We start from the raw sequence: 19416 nt of genomic DNA, 5'->3' as shown, positions 1-19416 counted from the left end.
ATGAAAACCTATATCACCCTTTTCTTTTTAAGTATTTGCTCGCTATTATTTAGTCAAGAAATCTATATCGTCACAAAAAATAGTAGCACCCTTACTTGGGGCGGAAAAGCAGCCGTAGGCGGTTATGCACCTGAAGGAACTTTACAAATCCAAAAGGCAACAATTACCTGTGAAAACAATACGATTACTACTCTTGAAATTATTGTAGATATGACAAGCTTATATCAAGAAAATAAACAACTGTCTGGACATTTAAGAGACAAAGATTTCTTTCACGTAAAAAAATACAAAACAGCAAAATTCACGCTTTCTGAACCAGCAGCTATTTCATCTGGCACTTGTATTTTAAATGGTTACATGACCATAAAAGACACTAAAAACAAAGAGCAAGTAAAAGCCACAGTAACTATGCAAGAAGGAATGATCTCAATTGCTTTTAATCATACAATGGATCGCACTACGTATGGTGTAAATTATAATTCTCCATCTATATTTAAAAGCTTAAAAGAAAATGTTATTGCAGATGATTTTACATTGAAAGGAAGCTTGACATTTATAAAAAAGTAATAGTTGACCAGAAATCACTACTTTTAAGAAAAGAGACAAGATTATATCATTTTAAAATTATAATCTTGTCTTGTGTTTCCATATACAGAAACACCTTTTGCTTATGAAAGTAGTACCACACGCTTTTTATTTGAATCCAGCTATTGAAAAAATTTTAATAGATGGAAATTCTGCTGTCATTCATAAAAAAGTGACAGCATCAGATATACAAAACCAACGCTATTTAGCTTCTCATGCACTTACACTTGTACTACATGGAGGCCTACAAATAGAAAAACATAATGGTGAATTCACTAAAGTTCGTAAAAACCAAATGGTATTATTACCAAAAGGATTGTACGCTATCACAGATATTATTCCTGAAGATCAATACTTTGAAGCTATTGTCTTTTTCTTTGATCAAGAAATTACTGATGAGTTTTTAAATAGTTTTGAGATAAGCAAGTCACAACATACAACATGTACATTCTTAATAGATTACGACGAGAGCTTACGTCTATACACAGATACGTTGCTTGCCTTATATAGAGGTAAAAGCACACATCAATTCACCAAACCTAAATTATTAGAACTATTACATCTTATCAGCATCTCAGAAAAAGGAGATGCTTTTGTACAACATCTTTTTGCATTAAAAAATAGAGAGCGTTTGCATATCAGAAAATTCATGCTCCAAAATTTTGAAAAACCATTAGATATTGTTGATTATGCATATCTCACTGGAAGGAGTCTTTCTACATTTCAGAGAGATTTTAAATCTACGTTTCATATGTCTCCAAAAAAATGGCTTATTGAACAACGTATGCAAGAAGCGTCAAAATTACTACGTACAACATCAGATTCTGTAACAGACATTGCCTATCGGGTAGGCTATGAAAACGTTTCTCATTTTATTAAAGCCTTTCATAAATTATTTGGTACTTCTCCTAAACAATACCAAATTCAAAATAGAAAAAATACACTCATATGATTTTTGACTAGAAATCACCATTTTTGATGTATTTGGAAATTTAATGCTTTCATTTTGATAGAAATTTGTTCTCATAAAACAAAAAATCATGAATAAGAAAATAGGATTTATCGGATTAGGAATCATGGGAAGTCGTATGGCACGCAATCTTCAAAAAGCAGGCTGTGACCTCATTATTTATAATCGTACGAAAGAAAAAGCAACTGAGCTTCTAAAAAACGGTGCATTATGGGTTGCTAGCCCTAAAGATGTCGTCATGCAAAGTGATATTTTAATCACCATGTTATCTACACCAGAAGTGGTTCAAGATACGATCACACCTATACTATCATCATTTAAAAACGATGCACTTTGGATCAATGCCAGCACAGTTAATCCTTCGTTTACAGAGATGATGGGTACGCTTTCGCGAAAGCATAACATACGTTATTTAGATGCGCCTGTAGCTGGAACTAAGGGTCCGGCTGAAGCTGGGGAATTGCTCTTTTTGGTGGGAGGAGATTCACAAGATTTAGCGCAAGCAAAACCTCTTTTGGATTGTATGGGCAAGAAAACAATACATTTAGGCACTATTGGAAAAGGAGCCGCTATGAAAATGTTGATCAATCAATTATTAGGACAGCAAATGGCAGCTGTTGCCGAAGCACTTATGATGGGAAAAGCAATGGGACTTCAAGAAAAATTGTTATTAAATGTTCTGACTGCCACACCTGTAGTTGCTCCCGTCATACAAGCGGTAAGGCCTAAATTAGAGCAGCAAAATTACGAAGCAAATTTCCCCCTAAAATGGCTACATAAAGATTTGCACCTCTCTAGTATTTCTGCGTATGAAGTAGGCGTAGCGACTCCTAGTTTAAATGCAACAAAAGAGCTCTATGCAAAAGCAACACAGGATGGTCTAGGAGACTTAGACTTTACCGCTATTTATAAATATCTAGAATCAAAATAACACCAAACACAAAACAACATCATGAAAAAGAATCTTTTTATCGCACTACTAAGTCTTATGATAGGTAACACCTATGCGCAAGATGCAAAACAACTCTTAGCTGAAACCATGGAAGCTATGGGAGGCAAAACAAATTTTTATAATAAAGGGAGTGTATCCTATGATTATGAGTACAACGATCCAAATTCAGGACTCCATTTTATAGGAAAAGAAATGTATGATTTTGATGGAGAATTATCTCGTGCTGATTTTACAACGCATACTATGATTGCTCCAAAAGGAGGCGCAGTTACCGAAGGTTATGATGGCACTCATTTTTGGGTAAACATAGATGGCCAAAAAACAACTAGTGAAGAAGCACTAGGGTTTGCTCGTTTCTTACGCAAAACGAACTATTATTGGTTTACTATGTTTTTCAAACTTTTAGACGAAGGTGTGAATCAAGAATTTACAGGTACTAAAACTATGAATGGTAAGACGTATAACATCGTTAAAATTACATTTGGAGAAAAGGTAGGAGATGCGCAAGATACGTATGTGTTATATATTAATAAAGAAACAAAACTGATTGATCAGTTCTTGTTTACGATTACTGCTTTTGGAGTTACTGAGCCTAATCTTATGCGATTTGATTATGAAACTATAGATGGGATTAAAATTCCTACGCGAAGAAATTATATCAAATCTAATTGGGATGGTGAGATTATTGGTACCGTTCCAGCAATTACAACATGGGAGAATATTCAGTTTGGAAATGTAGATCGCTCTGTATTTACTCAAAAGTAAATTTCATATACACCTAAGCAAACTACCACGAGGAAAGTCCGGAAGACATTTACATAAGACTGGATTTTAATTTCGAGGCTAGCCTCAGAGTATCAGATCCTTTGGTAGTGCCAAAAAAAGCTCTCGAATAATCATTCGAGAGCTTTTTATATCAAAATAGATAACAGCTTATAAATCTCCTATCAATTCTATAAATGTTCCATCTGGATCTTGTATCAAGATAAATGTTTTCCCATTAGGGAGTTTTGTAGGTGTTTCACCCAAAGTAGGGACATTATATTTCTTGATACGTGCCATTGCTTGTTTCATATCTTTAGGGAAGATAGTAATATACTGCATCCCCGTATCATCTTGAATATATCGTTGTTTAGGATGTGTAGCTTCTTTGTTGAAACTCATTAACTTCCATTCTGTAGCTGTAGGACTGTCTTCTAATTTCAAAACAGTTACTTGAAGCGGTAACCCTCCTGTAAGACCTGTTTTCTTTGCGACTTCACTTGTCACATTAAAACCAGGAACTTCTAGCATTCCCACTACATCTTTATAAAACGTAGTAGATGCTTCTAAATCAGAAACCACGACCCCTATACTGATTGCATTTTGTTCAAATGCTGTTTGTGCGTTTACAACCATCCCTATTTGAATTATTAGTAAAAGAAATCCTGTTTTAATGCTATTTTTCATCATTGTTATTTAGTTAAAAGTATTGACCGATTCCAAACACAAAACCACTAGTTGCACTAGGAGTTATACCATACCCATAATCCACTCTAAAAGTAGCGTTAAATATCTTCTTATGTATAAATCGCATCCCAATTCCTGGGTACACACGTAAATTTTGGTCATCCCCAAAATCACTTAAATCACCTCCTGGATTACGCCAACTACCAGCATCTACAAATGCATTTCCTTGTACTACAAACCAAGATCTATCTACAAAAGTATATCGGTATTCTGTATTTAAAACAATCACCCCAGTACCACGATCAATGGTATTTCCCACCCCTCGTACATTCAAATTATTATCGACTGAAAAGGGCGCAAAAGGTGAGTCTGCATTGGTGGCTAGACCAACACGTAATCTATTAGCCCAGTTCCCTTTCTCCCCTACTCTTTTAAAATAATGAAAATCATTCCACCATATCAAAAAATCAGGTAATGTCTCATTACTAGCAATTACATATTGCACATTAAATGTGCTTTTAAATCCATCGGTATATTGATAGTAATAATCTAGATTATCATATTCGTATACTCCTTTAAAAAGCAGCTTATCCACAACAAGTTCTTGTGGAACAACATCACTTGTAGCACCAAATAGATATTCATAATCTTCTGTAAAAAAGGTAACACCAGATTCTATACGATGTCGGAAGTTAAAAGCATACAATCCTAAAACTTCAAAAGAGGTATTATTATACTTATACTCTGCAGTTCCCTCTTCTAAAAACACGGGTTCTTGTGTGGTTAGACTTTGAAAATTTAAAGCAATTCCAATCTTATTATTAAATACAAAAGGAGCTCTTAAATTAATTCCAAAAGAATCAAAAATATCTCTCTGATAAAATCCTCCAAAAGCAATATTTCTACCTAGCGTGTTAAATTCATACAGACCTGCTCTATAGGCAAACTCATCATCATTAGTGGTATACACATTAAGCTGAGGATTAATAGTAAAGTTTTCTTCTATATTGTAAAAGACATTATAATGATTATCATGCGAATAAAAAACTTGATAATACGCATGCGAAACCGCTGGAAGTCGTTTTAATCGAATAATATCATGGTCTAATACTGTAGAATCTAATACATGTCCTGTTTTTGCATCACTTATTAAACGTACAAAGGAGCTTTTAAGGCGTTTATTCCCTTGTACTTTTACATCTGCTATGTAAGATTCTTGCGCGTATCCTTTTGCAAACAAAGCTGTAAGAAAGAAAAGTAATAGCGCTTTTTTAAACATTATTTTTTAAAGTAAAATACAGTCAACAATATAAACGTTAAAATTAGCACTATTATAATGTATATCGTTAAAAAAACTGACCAATTCCAAACACAAGACCATTTGTTTCATTTTCTCCTAATCCAAAGCCATAGTCCAGTCGGATCACTGCATTAAAAATACGTTTATGTATAAAGCGCACTCCCAATCCTGGGTTTACACGAATGGTACTCCCATCAAATAGTTGATTAATATCATTTCCTGGGGTACGCCAAGAGCCTGCATCTATAAACGCATTACTCTGAATTACAAACCACCCTTTTTCTAATAAGGTATGTCTATACTCGGTATTAATGACAACAGAAGCTGTACCACGATCTACTGTATTTCCTACACCTCGTATATTTACTTGATTATCTAAAGCAAAAGGTGCAAAAGGAGAATCCCTATTGGAAGTAAACGATAATCGTAATCTATTAGCTAGATTTCCTCGTTCTCCTATTCTATGAAAGTATTCCAGATCATTCGTTCCCACAAAAGCATCCTCTAAAAACTCTTCGCTTCCAGAATTAAAAATATACTGTGCATTTGTCTGATTTCTAAAACCTGATACATATTGATATTCGATATCTAAATCATTATATTCATATTCACTAATTACGCCTACACTATTAGCTTCTAATTCATCTGGAAGACCTAAATCAGGTTGATCAGGTTGCACCAAATAATCTTGACTTCCTATGGTAAATCCTAATTCAAATCTATTATGAAAATCATATTCATAAATCAAACTAGCTTGAAAAGCTCTATTCTGAAATCTAAAATCTTCTGAGATATCTTTAGAATCTGTAAAGATGGGCTCAAAAGTTACATTATCCTGATAGTTAATTCCTACCCCTAGTTTATTCGTAAATAGGAAAGGAGCTTCCCAAAATACACCGTAAGAATCAAAAACATCTCTTGAGTAAAAACCTCCTAAAATTTGACCTCTTCCAAAAAGGTTAAATTCAAATGCCGACACCCTAAAAGCAACATCATCATCGTTATTGGCTTGAGAGACTCGTATGCCAGGAATAATTGTAAAATTTTCTACAATCGTATAGGTAATGGTATAATCTACCTCAGAGTTTTTAGTAATCTTTGATGTTGCATTTGCAATACCAGCCAGTCTATTCAAACGTTCTACATCGGTAGCAACTTTTAAAGAATCATAGGTACTTCCTGGTTTGACTTTTACTAATCTTCTCAGAAAAGATTCTTTGGTTCTTTTCAATCCTTCTATTTCAATTTTCGTAACGATAACTTCTTGTGAAAAGGCAAAAGAGGTTATCATCAAAACCAACAATACGATGGTTTTTTTCATAATATATTTTTTTCGAGGTTCAGGGATTTTAGACGGTATATGTTTAGGATAATTACAGCATATGAAAACAAAATCTACTTTTATTTTATTACCTAATTATTAATCCTCCAAAACAAATTCTGCCTGTAACAATGTATTCACCCAATTATCCTCACTTACGCCCATCACAGTAAAACCATATAATGTTTGGCTTGCTAATTCTGGAGGTATTTCTTCTGTGATATTAAGCACTACATTATCCAACTGGTAATATCTAAATTGAGGTTCAAAGGTGTATGTTCCAGAAAGCAATTCATTAGAAGCATCAGATACTACCTGAAAATAGATAGCATCTAGAGGCTGTAGTATTGTTTCCCAATTAAAAAGAGGCATTCCTATTTGTGATTGATCAATAGTAACCTCTGTAGTAAAATTAGTATTCTGTGTTTTATGTTTTAATCGAATAGGATTGGATAGATGCAGTATTCCGCTTTCGCGAAAGCTTATAATGACCCATTTTTCTACAGTAGTTTGTCTTGTAAATGTTTTGAGATAGCCGTTAAAAAAATCTTCTTCTGGCAATATTACTTGACGATAATTTTCATAATCATTTTTATCTACTGTTACAGATTCCGTTTCAAAATAACGTATATCTGAAACGCCCAGCCGAGGATATACATACGCAATAATTTCATTTGGATTTTCAGAACCTGAAGCACAGGCAATCACATTATCTATTTCTATAGTATTTTGAGCCACCAAAGTATCTAATGAGCCATCATCATCTTGTTCAGCAATTGTTTCATTATCACTATTACATGAAATTAGCAATACTAAAAAACAAACCCATAAGAAATTAGTTTTTCTCATAATATTCTTTTATTACTGCTTCTGCAGGTTTATTTTGAGGTGTAAATCGATTATTATCACTTCCTCCTGACTCTGAGTGATGAATAAACCACTTCCATATAAAGCCACCAGCAAACCAATCTTCATTCCATAAAGTATCAAAAGTTGCTCTCGTTGTATTGGCCTGTGCTTCTAGATTTACAGTAGTTACAGAATGATCAGAGGTCCAAGGTTCTTTCGCTGTAAAATCTACACTACGATATCCCCACTCTGTAAAAAGAATCTTTTTATCATGTAGTTTTGAAAAAGCAGACAGTTCTCCTTTCCACCATCGCCATCCATCTATTACACTTTCTACAGATGGTGTCTGCATTTCAGACAAAGGGAAGTAGGCATCTACTCCTACATAATCCATTTGATCCCAAAAGGGAACACGTTTGTACTCATCCCAATTAGAGGCATAAGTAAGTTTTCCTTTATAAACCGTTTTAATTTTTTGAATAAGGGATTCCCAAAATGCTGGCCGATTTGCTACAAATTGTTCTAGCTCTGTTCCTATAGAAAAAATAGACGTTCCTGTTTCTTGTGCCAATTTTGCATAATCTAAAATAAACCTCTCATAAGAAGTTTCTAATGCCTTCCAATTTTCTTCCGTTTCCATTTTGAGGTATCCCGTATACTCACCTCTCCAGATCCATAGTTGTGGCTTCAACATTACCTTAATACCATTAGACTGCAATAGTTTTATATAAGCCTTTGCTCCATCTCTACGCTCTCCATACCACTGTCTATCTGTATTATACACAATAGTTGGATTATCTAAGGCACGTATAAACCCAAAAGGCATGACTGCAGCATAATTAGCTCCTACTTGTACAACAGGCTTTACATGTTCATTAGTAACTTTATCTCTAGAAGCTACAAAACTAATTCCGTTAATTTTCTGAGCGTGTAAATAGGACACCTGTAGAAGAAGAAATAATACAATAAAAAAGTAATTCTTAGAATACATAGTTATTTTTTAAATCAAATTACAGCATTATATAGCTATACACGTGTTAAAATCATCATAATGCTATATCGCTTTATTGATGATTATATAAACGGATAAAACCCTAATTAAATTAGGGTGATTTCCTTTTTATTAAAATAAGGCTCGCAAAGTTTGTTTAACCGGTTTCAAAACTTTGCGAGTCACTTGGAATACGATAGCCTAGAGAGGTTATAGGGGATACTGACTAGGCGATGTACGTTATTTCTTAAAGGACATAACGAAGTCCGAAATTATAAGATTCTCCTAATCCTGTATCATTACCTCTAGCAAAATAACTCCATAATACTTCGAGGTTTAATGATTCTGTAAGTTGATACTTTGCACCTGCACCAACTGCTGTTAAATCTTGTTCAAAACCATCATCTTCAAAAGAGATGAGTTGAAAATGTTGTGCAAATACTTGAGCTGTAAATTTAGATGTTGGAAAATAACTTAGAAAAGCACCTGGTGTTAATCTTAGACTATTACTTGCAAAACTCCCTTCAGATCGGCCATCATCTGTAAACACTAAATCATCACCAAAGTTATACTCTGTATTTACGTCAAAAAACAACTGCCATTCTTTTGAAGTTCCTAATGGAAGGTCATAAAAGAATCTATTTTGTAGAACAAAAGCATCTTCATCTAAAAATACGCCATTTTCAAATTCGCTATCTATAAGTGGGATCACTATACTACTCTGAATAGAAAAATTACTTAAACTTGCAAAAGGCACATATTTGATACTAGGAGCTATACTTGTTAAACCACTACGAGCAGATCCTCGTTCACCGTCAAAACTAAATACATCAAAAGCACCACGTCCTCCTATAGTATTAGATCGAAACTCAAGAATCGCCCCTACACTCACACGACGATTTTCAGATACTCCGTAAAAGAAATCTAATGTAGAAGTAAAAAAGTTTCCGCGTGGCGCTGCTGAGACATCTCCGTCAGCATTTGCAACTCTAGTTTGTGTAAATAAGTTATTAAACCATTTAACGTCTACTTGTCCTTTTCCTATCAATTTTGAAGGCGTTAAGTTTTGGATCACAGACCCTCCTTGATCTTGATCATCATCTGAGTTGTCTTGAGCAAAAGCTCCTATGGTAAATAATGTGGCTAATGCTAGTGTATAAATCTTTTTCATTTTGTTTTTTTTGATTTGTGCTTCCCATACCTGATTTATTCATAACAGTAAATCAGGCAGGAAGACTTTTATAAAAAATGTAATATGTTATTATTTAGTTTGGTTTAATGTCCAATCATATGAGTAATATGAGATTTTTGCCTTTGCAGGAAGTACTTCTTTTCTGTACTTATTAATAAAATCGACTTCTGATCCTTCTTGTGTAAAATCTCCTTTGTACCACTCAAATATTTGAGAAATTTGTACTTTATTCCCTTTTACTCTTATAAAGTTAGGATTGTTCAATGCTTTTACTGTTTGTCTCTGTAACTGTGCTTCTAATTTTGAAGGGGTATATGCTTCATTAATAATAGGAGGGCATCCTAAACCAGCACATACTAACACAAAGTGAAAGCGTGCTTCTTTTGGAAAGACTTTTCTGAGTAATTTATTTTCGATATCATTCAGCGTGGTTTTAACGCCACCTACCTCATGAGTCGTTTTATCAAAGAACCCTTTAATATCTAAAGGCTGTTTTACTGGATAGTTATCTACAATACCTTTTATTACAGTGATATTGTATGCATTAATCCAAAATGCTTGGTATGATTTTGCATCACTTTTTGATACTCGCACCTCTTTTGCTAGCGATGTAAGTTCATTTAATGTTGTTGGATTATTTTTAATAGCTTTATAATCTACACGTCCGTTTTTTATATGTGTTTTGAAAAAAGTATCTGCTTTATTTACAAAAGTATCTACGCTTTGTGAGTAGCTTACAACTACAAATAATAATGCTACAAGAGTGGTTATTTGTTTCATTTTAATTTTGATTTTTATGTTGCCTTCTGTCGTGAGTATTTCTTTTCGCTTACAAAAAAAGTTGTCATATTTTCCTTTTCTTTTAAAAAAATTCGTGTAGTAAAAAAGACAATAACCTTACAAATTGTAAGCTTATTTAAAATAATTCTAAATGATTTGTATATGTTAAGTTCATTATCTTTAAGACGACCTTATTAAGGAATCTATTGCGAATGCTACTTTATACGCTTTCGCGAAAGCAAAAAAACAACCACCATCATATGGAAGAACACATTGTTATAATAGGTAACGGAATTTCTGGTGTCACGACTGCAAGACACATCCGAAAGTTATCTGATAAAAAGATCACTATTATTTCCGCAGAAACTGATCACTTCTTTTCTCGTACAGCTCTTATGTATATTTACATGGGACATATGAAATATGAGCATACAAAACCGTATGAAAATTATTTTTGGAAGAAAAACAGAATTGAACTAAAACGTGCTTTTGTAAAGACCGTAGATCACGCAAATAAACAATTACAATTTGCAGATAACACAATGATGTCTTATGATAAATTAGTACTAGCTGTAGGTTCTAAACCTAACAAATTTGGATGGCCAGGTCAAGATCTAGAAGGTGTTCAAGGCATGTATTCAAAACAAGACCTTGATATGCTTGAAAAAAACGCTCCAAATAATAAGGCATGTAATCGTGCTGTTATTGTAGGTGGAGGCCTCATAGGAATAGAACTTGCTGAAATGTTACACTCTCGTAATATTCCCGTTACTTTTTTAGTACGTGAAGAAAGTTTTTGGGGAGGTGTATTACCAAGTGGAGAAAGTGGAATGATTAATAGGCATATCCTAAACAGTCATATAGACTTACGACTAGGCGTTAATCTTAAAGAAATCTTATCTGATGAAAATGGCCGTGCGCGTGCTGTAGTCATTGCAGAAACAGGAGAAGAAATTCCATGTAATGTTGTAGGGCTTACAGCTGGTGTATCACCTAATATCGATTTCTTAAGAGACAGTGGTATTGAACTTGGTAGAGGCATTAAAGTAAACCCTATGCTCGAAACTAACATTCCAGACATTTATGCTGTAGGTGATTGTGCAGAGCAACATGAAGGGATTAATGGAAGACGTCCTATAGAAGCAGTATGGTACACAGGAAGAATGATGGGAGAAACGGTAGCACAAACGCTTTGTGATAATCCTACAGAATACAAGCCAGGACATTGGTTTAATAGTGCTAAGTTTATAGATATAGAGTACCAGACATACGGCTGGGTATTTTCTAAACCTCGCGAAGGAGAAATACATTTCCATTGGAAACATCCAGATGACACAAAATGTATTACAATAAATACAGAAGAAGCTACTGGGAAGTTTATAGGTATTAACACATTTGGAATCAGAATGCGACACCAAATTTTTGATAGATGGTTAACAGAAGAACGCACCACAGATTACATATTAGAACATTTAAAGGATGCCAACTTTGATCCTGAATTTTATGCACTATTTGAGAAAGATATTGTAGCTCACTATAATAAAACATACAGTAAGAATATTCAAGTAAAATCAAAAAGCTGGGCTCGCATATTCAGCAAAGCATAATTTTAAAAATCTAATTATCACATATAGGCTTTATGCACTTTAGCGAAAGCTTACTCAAGAAAATACCCACTATGAAAGCATTAACATATATAGGTTTAGCTATATTCCTTATTGGACTTTCCATATTTACTGGATCTATCTTTTTAGGAAATTTTGAGCTTAAACAATCAGACTTAACAACGTTTCTAGAAAACAAAGGAATCGAGAATGAATTGCTCCAAAAAGAATTACAAAGTGCTGTAATTACAGGAGAAAAAATGGACATTTTCACCTTTTCTAGTAATGTACGAGGAGCACTAGAAAAAAATAACGCTCATTACGATGCACTTATAGCAAAGTACGATGCAGAAAAAGACTGGACCAAGAAAGGTGAGCAATATCAATATAGAATTAATGATAAAGATTTCAGAGCTATGAGTTTCTCTCTTGCAAAGAAATCTGGAACTGGCTTTGTGGTGGAAAACAGAGGACTCATGTGGTTTCTCACCTTTGGTTTAGGTATTATAGGAGCCCTTTTATTTATTCTTCCTCAATTAAAATTACTAGGCCCGCCAGGTATAAAAAATAATGGTGTATATCATAATCCTGCAACCAATCGTGGTTGGATAGCATGGCTAGTCCTTGTATATTTAGTGGTCTTTTATATTATGCTATACTTTATGGCTGATTATGTTGTAAACTGGACGTTTATTTTAGATCCTATTAGCAAAGCACTCAGTGGTGGAGAAGCAAGTCAATGGTTTGTTTATGGTTTCCTTTATTGTGTGATCATGATCGTGATGGCGGTACGTATGTATATTAAATATCGTCACAATAAATATCAAGTTGTAAGAACTACATCAGTACTTTTCTTTCAGATTGTTATTGCTTTCTTGATCCCAGAAATTATGACGAGCCTTAACATGCCTGCATATGATTTTAAAAATGCATTTCCATTAGATTATGACTTCTTCTTTGACTGGAATTTAGATTCATTAATAAATAGTGGTGGGATAGGATTATTTATACTCGTATGGGGCATTGTCCTTACTTTAGTGATCGTACCAGTAATGGTTTATTTCTTCGGAAAAAGATGGTACTGTAGCTGGGTATGTGGTTGCGGTGGACTAGCGGAAACACTTGGAGATCCTTACAGGCAAAATTCTAGCAAAAAAATGTTTTCTTGGAAACTAGAAAGATGGTTAATTCATTCCGTTTTAGTGTTCTCTTTGGTAATGACACTTGTAACACTTTATTGTTATTTTACAGGAGCCTCTTCCTTTATAGGAATCCCTTCTAATTGGATAAAAGACACCTATAGTGTTCTTATTGGTGCTTGGTTTGCAGGTGTTATAGGTACTGGATTCTACCCTATTTTTGGAAATAGAGTATGGTGTCGTTTTGGATGTCCTCTGGCTGCTTACTTAGGATTTGTGCAACGTTTCAAATCAAGATTTAGAATTACAACTAATGGAGGTCAGTGTATCTCTTGTGGTAACTGTTCTACGTATTGTGAGATGGGTATTGATGTAAGAGCGTATGCTCAGAAAGGAGAAAACATTATACGTTCTAGTTGTGTAGGATGTGGTGTATGTTCTGCGGTATGCCCTCGTGGTGTTCTTAAGTTAGAAAATGGTCCTTTAGATGGCCGTATCAATCCTACAGATGTATTATTAGGAAATGATGTAGACCTAATGGACTATGTAAATAATAAGAACGCGAGTTAATTCTTATTAAGATTCTTTATTTATACGCTTTCGCGAAAGCGAACTTGTGAGACCTGCCGGCAGGGAGGTTTGCGACCATCGGAAGAGTGAAGCAATAAAGCATATAAAAGTACAAACCGTCTCAAATGAGGCGGTTTTTTTATTGCAAAACATCACATACGAATCATGATTACTTATCTTTAATCAAAATTAAAAATAAGACCACAAAACACACATGCTAAATTGGTTTAAAAAAAAGAAAAAAGATACTCCTAAAAAATATGAATTCAGATGGTATGGAATAGAACCTGAAAATCCGTTTAATAAAAAAATTTTAGATATTAGATCGTATACTGGAACTACACTCGCTTTTACTACTGAAAAAAAAATAGCTGAAAAATATAATGAATTACGCTATTCTAATGGTGAATATCTGATAAAAGCAACTATCGAAAATAAAAAAACATCTGATTTCGACTTAGTATATCCTCATAATGGAGATACACTTCGCGGAAATATTTTTAGAGCAGATAGCATGGATTGCAAATGGGATATTTATTGTTTTGAAAACACCTTTTTCTTTTCCAAAAGTTGGGGAGGAGAATTAATTTATAAAGCTAAATTCAAAATAACACCTACTAGTATTCAAATATACCAAATCGATCACTCATCTGATGTTGATCAAAATACTGCTGCAAACGACATACATTACTTAATCAAAACACATGCATTAGATCAACCTATTCCACATAATATTCCTGAATATTTAAAAACTGATTTAGAAATTGCAAATTGGTCATTCATTAAATTTGGAAATCGTGCATATTATGCCACTTATGAAGATGTCACAAACACCACTGTAGTTTCAAAAAAATAATCTATTCTAATTTTCTAAATGAATCTAAACATCACCTCCTATTCTACAGCCTTATTTTCCACATGGATTAACATAGAAGAATTACATCTTTTATTCGATGCTGGTGATGGAGTTACTGCTGGATTATTACAAAAATCTGGAAAGATTAAATATGTTTTTATTACGCATCCAGATAGAGATCATATCACAGGGCTTTTTCAACTTCACCAACTTAATGCAAGAAAAGGGCTTCCAAAAATATATTATCCAAAAGATAGTGGCTCTTTTCCTGCAATAAAGGACTTTCTGCACAAGTTTGACACACACATACAAGGCACAGAATGGCACCCCATAAAACATTTAGACACCATCGAAATTCGTAATGATTTATTTGTAGAAGCTATTCGTAATGAACATGTGGCTGTTCCTCAAGAAGTCTCAAAAAGTTTAAGTTTTAAACTCTACCAAACAAAACAAAAACTTAAAAAAGAGTTTTCCCATCTAAATGGTAACAGTATTAAAGAAATGATAGGACTACACGGTAGAGATCACTTAATGGAAACGATACATACCAACATACTCTCTTATGCAGGAGACACCCCAGTAGATGACTATAACAAATGGGATCACTCAAAAATACTCATCCATGAATCTACATTTCTTCAGGATCAAGAAAATGCTATTATAAAGAGTCCTAAAGAGAGAAATAAACACAGTAAACTAAATGAAGTATTAGAAATGGTTTCTAATATTACTATAGACAGGCTCATTTTACACCATTTTTCATCTCGATACTCCAAAGAAGAAATAGACACCAATGTTATTAAGCTTTGCAAATACTATCATATTAAAGTTCCTGTACATGTAATTTACCCCGGAAAAATTCATCGTGACATTTTGAATAGTCCTCCCTTATATGGGTAGCATCAAGATGACTCTTGTGATAAGAAATAGGTAAAGAACACTTTTGCTGTATCAAAAGAAGGACATCCCATCACTAGATCATCTACACTTACATTATTTTTTTCTATAAACGCTCGGTCTTTTTGAAAATAAGCATCTCCTGCTTCTTTAGAAAATTCAGGATGAAACTGAGTTCCTAATAAATGGAGATCATAATTAATATAGGCCTGTATTGAAGAATGCGCATTTGTTGCTAATATCTCTGATCCTTCAGGTAATGCTACTACTTCATCAAAATGGTGTTGCCAAACATCTTCTTGATGTTCTACTTGCAATATGCTTGCTGCACTATTTATAAATCTTACTCGTCCCCATCCTACTTCAAATCCATGAGGAGAAGATCTAATCGCATGATCACCTACCAAGGCCTTACAAACTAACTGATGTCCATAACAAATTCCCATTTGCCAAATTCCTTTATCACAAGCATCCTGAATATATTGAATAGCCTTCTCTGTAAAAGGAGCCATATCATTTATAGATAAAGCAGACCCTGTGTGAATGATATGCGTATATTCCTTTGTTATCAGATCATCTGGAAAGGATGCCGCAGTATCTACAAACAAGGAAGACACCTCCCAATTGGGTTCGGTCAAACAACCTTTAATGGTAGGGGTTTCTAACCGATCTACTGAGTAATCTAGAATTAAAATTTTTCTTTTCTTCACGTTCTCCATTTCAATAAAGTACGAAAGATAAAACCATATCTACAAAATAATCTTAATAGTATTCTAAAAAAGAAAAGCCAACCTGATTAGGTTGGCTTTTAAAAAAATATAATTCCTTGTTTATGCTTTCATTTCAAAGTCTTCCATAAACTTTGTTGTGTAGTTTCCAGCAATATAATCAGGATGATCCATTAATTGTCTATGGAAAGGGATGGTTGTTTTAATTCCTTCAATCACAAACTCATCCAATGCACGTTTCATTTTATTGATAGCCTCTTCACGAGTCTGTGCAGTGGTAATTAATTTAGCAATCATAGAGTCATAATTAGGTGGTATCATATAACCACTATACACATGGGTATCGATACGAACTCCGTGTCCTCCTGGTGCATGTAAATTAGTTATACGTCCTGGAGAAGGTCTAAAGTCGTTATAAGGATCTTCTGCGTTGATACGACATTCTATAGAATGCAATTGAGGGTAGTAATTCTTTCCAGAAATAAGAACACCAGCAGCAACAAGAATTTGCTCACGAATCAAATCGTAATCTACTACTTGTTCTGTAATAGGGTGCTCTACTTGAATACGCGTATTCATCTCCATAAAGTAGAAGTTACGATGCTTATCTACTAAAAACTCTACTGTTCCTGCGCCTTCATATTTGATAAACTCAGCCGCACGTACTGCCGCTTCTCCCATAGCATCTCGAAGTTCATCTGTCATAAACGGAGATGGGGTCTCTTCTGTTAATTTTTGGTGACGACGTTGTACAGAACAATCTCTTTCAGATAAGTGACAAGCTTTCCCTTTACTATCGCCAACCACTTGGATTTCAATATGGCGAGGCTCTTCAATAAGCTTCTCCATATACATTCCATCATTTCCAAAAGCAGCTTTAGATTCTTGACGAGCAGATTCCCATGCTTTTAAAAGATCTTCTTCTTTCCAAACAGCACGCATTCCTTTTCCTCCACCTCCAGCAGTTGCTTTAAGCATCACTGGATATCCAACTTCAAGTGCTAATTTTGTACACTCTTCAAAATCTGCGATAATTCCATCAGAGCCTGGCACACAAGGTACCCCTGCCGCTTTCATTGTAGCTTTTGCAGTGGCCTTATCTCCCATCTTACTAATCATATCTGCACTTGCTCCGATAAATTTGATATCGTGCTCTTCACAGATTTTTGAAAATTTAGCATTTTCAGAGAGAAATCCATATCCAGGATGGATTGCATCGGCATTTGTGATCTCTGCAGCAGCAATAATATTTGCCATTTTTAGGTAAGACTCGTTACTTGGAGCGGGTCCTATACACACTGCTTCGTCTGCAAATTTCACATGAAGACTTTCTTCATCTGCTTTTGAATATACAGCTACGGTTTTTATACCCATCTCTTTACACGTTCTTATAACGCGTAATGCGATCTCGCCTCTATTTGCAATAAGTATTTTCTTAAACATAGTGTTCAATTTATTTTTAAGGAATCATAGAATTCTAAAAAATCCATTATACACTTTCGCGAAAGCGTACTTATTCCTTAATACATTTAAAAATACCCGTAAGGGGTTATGATGGGTCTACTAAAAATAATGGTTGATCAAATTCAACTGGTGATGAATCGTCTACAAGAACTTTTACAATCGTTCCTGAAACTTCACTTTCAATTTCGTTGAAAAGTTTCATTGCTTCGATTACACAAAGAACATCTCCTTCAGCTATTGATTTTCCTACTTCTACAAACGTAGGTTTATCTGGAGATGGTTTACGATAAAATGTTCCAATAATAGGTGATTTTATCGTAATATATTTTGAGTTCTCGTCTTCTGCAGGAGCTACTGGAGTAGGAACTGCTGCTTCAACTGGTGGTGGTGCCACAGGTTGTGCTTGCGCTTGAACTGGAGCCATTGCTGGCATTTGCTGTACTATCGTCGTAGCACCTTTATCATCATCGGCACCCGTTTTTATGGTGATTTTTACATCATCCATTTCAAGTTTCACTTCACTAGCGCCTGATTTTGCAACAAATCTGATAAGGTTTTGAATTTCTTTTAAATCCATAGTGCGTTTGTTAGTCTTTTAGGTTTTTGTTTTAGGAGTTATAGGCCCACTTTAAATATATAGACCCCCACGTAAATCCGCCGCCAAAGGCTGCAAAAACGATCTTATCTCCTTTTTTAAGTTGGCTTTCATAATCACTCATCAGCAGTGGTAATGTTGCTGATGTTGTATTACCGTATCGATGAATATTGATAAGAACTTTGTCTTGATCCAATTTCATTCGTTTTGCGGTAGCATCAATTATTCTTTTATTAGCCTGATGAGCAATAAGATAATCTACATCATCTCCCGTTAGGTTATTTCGGGTTAAGATTTTATCACTGACATCTGCCATATTTGAAACAGCATACTTAAACACTGTTTTTCCATCTTGGAAAACAGTGTGCTGTTTATTATTTACAGTTTCATGAGAAGCTGGAAGTATAGAACCTCCTGCATCTATTTTTAAGAATTCACGTCCCACCCCATCAGATCGTAAGATTTCATCTTGCAATCCATTTCCTTCTTCATTAGGCTCAAAAAGAACAGCTCCGGCACCATCTCCAAAAATAATACACGTAGCTCGATCTGTATAATCTATAATAGAAGACATTTTATCTGCTCCTATTAATAATACTTTTTTGTAGCGTCCAGATTCGATATAACTTGAAGCTGTAGACATTCCATATAAGAAACTTGAACAAGCTGCTGTAAGATCATACGCAAAAGCATTGGTAGCTCCTATTTGAGATGCTGTATATACTGCGGTAGATGCCACAGGCATATCAGGAGTAGCCGTAGCTACAATCACCATATCGATCTCTAAAGGATCAAGGTTTGCTTTTTTCAGTAAATTGTTTGCTGCTTGTATAGCAAGGAAAGAGGTTCCCTTACCTTCTTCTTTAAGGATACGACGTTCTTTGATTCCCGTTCGGGTAGTAATCCACTCGTCGTTGGTATCTACCATGGTCTCCAATATCTTATTGGTAAGCACATAGTCTGGAACATATGCCCCTACAGCTGTAATTGCCGCTGAGATTTTATTCATTTGCTTCAGTTAGGTTTGTTCATTTTATATCAAAAATGATATAAAATGGAGCGAAAAATACTAAAATTTGACCAAAACAAGTCAAAAATTAACTTTTTTTACAAAAAAACATTTACAAAAAAAACTCTCACATCGTGAGAGTTTTTGTGTTATGTAGCGGTA

At 34.5% G+C, this 19416-nt stretch carries 19 protein-coding genes; 8 read left to right on the top strand and 11 right to left on the bottom strand.

All coding sequences use genetic code 11. The features are described from left to right. From Q1A01_RS07405 to Q1A01_RS07390, 4 genes are all read left to right on the top strand, one after another. Complete coding sequence (locus Q1A01_RS07405) at positions 1–567, top strand: YceI family protein (protein ID WP_299678227.1); 567 nt, start codon at positions 1–3, stop codon at positions 565–567. 103 nt (positions 568–670) lie between these two features. Further along, on the top strand, positions 671–1537 hold the full coding sequence (locus Q1A01_RS07400) for an AraC family transcriptional regulator (protein WP_299678224.1): 867 nt from the start codon (positions 671–673) through the stop codon (positions 1535–1537). Positions 1538–1625: 88 nt separating this feature from the next. Beyond that, positions 1626–2486, top strand: coding sequence for an NAD(P)-dependent oxidoreductase (locus Q1A01_RS07395; protein WP_299678221.1), 861 nt, complete (start codon positions 1626–1628; stop codon positions 2484–2486). A 21-nt stretch (positions 2487–2507) separates the two neighbouring features. Next, positions 2508–3272, top strand: a complete 765-nt coding sequence (locus Q1A01_RS07390; RefSeq protein WP_299678218.1) for a DUF6503 family protein — start codon at positions 2508–2510, stop codon at positions 3270–3272. A gap of 168 nt (positions 3273–3440) precedes the next feature. On the opposite strand, the gene Q1A01_RS07385 is transcribed toward Q1A01_RS07390, so the two are convergent. From Q1A01_RS07385 to Q1A01_RS07355, 7 genes are all read right to left on the bottom strand, one after another. Next, positions 3441–3959 carry a VOC family protein gene (locus Q1A01_RS07385; RefSeq protein ID WP_299678216.1) on the bottom strand — a complete coding sequence of 173 codons (519 nt, stop codon included), beginning with the start codon at positions 3957–3959 and terminating at the stop codon, positions 3441–3443. A gap of 10 nt (positions 3960–3969) precedes the next feature. After that, a complete protein-coding gene (locus Q1A01_RS07380) occupies positions 3970–5235 on the bottom strand; it encodes an outer membrane protein assembly factor (protein ID WP_299678214.1) in 1266 nt (421 codons plus the stop codon). A 67-nt stretch (positions 5236–5302) separates the two neighbouring features. Beyond that, positions 5303–6577: a POTRA domain-containing protein gene (locus tag Q1A01_RS07375; RefSeq protein WP_299678212.1), complete on the bottom strand. Its 1275-nt coding sequence runs from the start codon at positions 6575–6577 to the stop codon at positions 5303–5305. A gap of 99 nt (positions 6578–6676) precedes the next feature. After that, a complete protein-coding gene (locus Q1A01_RS07370) occupies positions 6677–7426 on the bottom strand; it encodes a hypothetical protein (protein ID WP_299678210.1) in 750 nt (249 codons plus the stop codon). Continuing rightward, a complete protein-coding gene (locus tag Q1A01_RS07365) occupies positions 7413–8417 on the bottom strand; it encodes a glycoside hydrolase (RefSeq protein ID WP_299678208.1) in 1005 nt (334 codons plus the stop codon). The genes Q1A01_RS07370 and Q1A01_RS07365 overlap by 14 nt, the downstream gene beginning before the upstream one ends. Positions 8418–8664: 247 nt before the next feature. Next, the gene (locus Q1A01_RS07360; RefSeq protein WP_299678206.1) at positions 8665–9588 is read right to left on the bottom strand and encodes a hypothetical protein; all 924 of its coding nucleotides are present in this window, start codon (positions 9586–9588) and stop codon (positions 8665–8667) included. A gap of 90 nt (positions 9589–9678) precedes the next feature. After that, positions 9679–10389, bottom strand: coding sequence for a DUF547 domain-containing protein (locus Q1A01_RS07355; protein WP_299678204.1), 711 nt, complete (start codon positions 10387–10389; stop codon positions 9679–9681). A gap of 212 nt (positions 10390–10601) precedes the next feature. Between Q1A01_RS07355 and Q1A01_RS07350 the strand changes: the two genes are divergently transcribed. The 4 genes from Q1A01_RS07350 to Q1A01_RS07335 all read left to right on the top strand — a co-directional run bounded on the left by Q1A01_RS07350 (position 10602) and on the right by Q1A01_RS07335 (position 15461). After that, positions 10602–11996, top strand: a complete 1395-nt coding sequence (locus tag Q1A01_RS07350; protein ID WP_299678202.1) for an FAD-dependent oxidoreductase — start codon at positions 10602–10604, stop codon at positions 11994–11996. 71 nt (positions 11997–12067) lie between these two features. Next, a complete protein-coding gene (locus tag Q1A01_RS07345; RefSeq protein ID WP_299678200.1) occupies positions 12068–13702 on the top strand; it encodes a 4Fe-4S binding protein in 1635 nt (544 codons plus the stop codon). A gap of 214 nt (positions 13703–13916) precedes the next feature. Continuing rightward, positions 13917–14558, top strand: coding sequence for a hypothetical protein (locus Q1A01_RS07340; RefSeq protein ID WP_299678198.1), 642 nt, complete (start codon positions 13917–13919; stop codon positions 14556–14558). A gap of 18 nt (positions 14559–14576) precedes the next feature. After that, complete coding sequence (locus Q1A01_RS07335) at positions 14577–15461, top strand: MBL fold metallo-hydrolase (protein ID WP_299678196.1); 885 nt, start codon at positions 14577–14579, stop codon at positions 15459–15461. A gap of 2 nt (positions 15462–15463) precedes the next feature. Here the strand turns inward: Q1A01_RS07335 and Q1A01_RS07330 are convergent, their stop codons facing one another. The 4 genes from Q1A01_RS07330 to Q1A01_RS07315 form a co-directional block, all read right to left on the bottom strand. Then, complete coding sequence (locus Q1A01_RS07330; protein WP_299678194.1) at positions 15464–16168, bottom strand: hypothetical protein; 705 nt, start codon at positions 16166–16168, stop codon at positions 15464–15466. A gap of 120 nt (positions 16169–16288) precedes the next feature. Continuing rightward, positions 16289–17629 carry an acetyl-CoA carboxylase biotin carboxylase subunit gene (gene accC / locus Q1A01_RS07325; protein ID WP_299678192.1) on the bottom strand — a complete coding sequence of 447 codons (1341 nt, stop codon included), beginning with the start codon at positions 17627–17629 and terminating at the stop codon, positions 16289–16291. A gap of 106 nt (positions 17630–17735) precedes the next feature. After that, entirely contained in the window at positions 17736–18227 is a 492-nt protein-coding gene (gene accB / locus Q1A01_RS07320) for an acetyl-CoA carboxylase biotin carboxyl carrier protein (protein WP_299678191.1), read from the bottom strand. A 31-nt stretch (positions 18228–18258) separates the two neighbouring features. Beyond that, positions 18259–19254, bottom strand: coding sequence for a beta-ketoacyl-ACP synthase III (locus Q1A01_RS07315; protein WP_299678190.1), 996 nt, complete (start codon positions 19252–19254; stop codon positions 18259–18261). Positions 19255–19416 lie beyond the last annotated feature (162 nt).

The sequence above is a fragment of the uncultured Dokdonia sp. genome (genome assembly GCF_947492815.1).
Classification (GTDB): Bacteria; Bacteroidota; Bacteroidia; order Flavobacteriales; family Flavobacteriaceae; genus Dokdonia.
The sequence above is the reverse complement of the archived record's forward strand: the minus strand, read 5'-3'. Positions and strand labels throughout refer to the sequence as shown.